This is a genomic window from Cedecea sp. P7760 (genome assembly GCF_013386425.1).
Taxonomy (GTDB): domain Bacteria; phylum Pseudomonadota; class Gammaproteobacteria; order Enterobacterales; family Enterobacteriaceae; genus Cedecea; species Cedecea selenatireducens.
Map to the genome: position 1 here is coordinate 1 of NZ_JACARU010000116.1, position 661 is coordinate 661.

Genomic DNA, 661 nt, shown 5'->3' on the forward strand with positions numbered 1-661 from the left:
CACGCCAACGTGCGCTTCTTTATTGCTGAAAAGCCGGGGGCCGAGCCCGTGTGGTGGTTCGGCGGCGGCTTCGACCTGACGCCTTATTACGGCTTTGAAGAAGATGCGGTTCACTGGCACCGCACGGCACGTGACCTGTGTCAGCCGTTTGGCGAAGACGTTTTCCCGCGCTATAAAAAGTGGTGTGATGACTACTTCTTCATCAAACATCGCAACGAGCAGCGCGGCATTGGCGGGCTGTTCTTCGACGATCTGAATAAGCCAGGCTTCGACTATGGCTTCCGTTTTATTCAGGCCGTGGGGCAAGGGTATCTGGACGCTTATCTGCCGATTGTTGAACGCCGCAAAGAGACGTCGTTTGGCGAGCGCGAGCGCGACTTCCAGCTTTACCGCCGTGGGCGCTATGTAGAATTTAACCTGGTGTGGGATCGCGGCACGCTGTTTGGCCTGCAAACCGGCGGGAGAACAGAATCGATTTTAATGTCGATGCCGCCGCTGGTGCGCTGGGAGTATGACTATCAGCCGGAAGAAGGCAGCCCCGAGGCTGCCCTGTATCGTGATTTCCTGCCGGTGAAGGAGTGGGTGTAGCTTTTTTACCCTCACCCTAAGGGGCGGTCTCTTAGTCACAAACTTGGTTATGTAGGATCGGCTAAGGTCCCGT

At 56.3% G+C, this 661-nt stretch carries 1 protein-coding gene; it reads left to right on the top strand.

Annotated elements, in window-relative coordinates:
- On the top strand, positions 1–588 hold a 588-nt coding region (hemF, locus tag HX778_RS24915), incomplete at its 5' end, for an oxygen-dependent coproporphyrinogen oxidase (protein ID WP_176983355.1).
- Positions 589–661 lie beyond the last annotated feature (73 nt).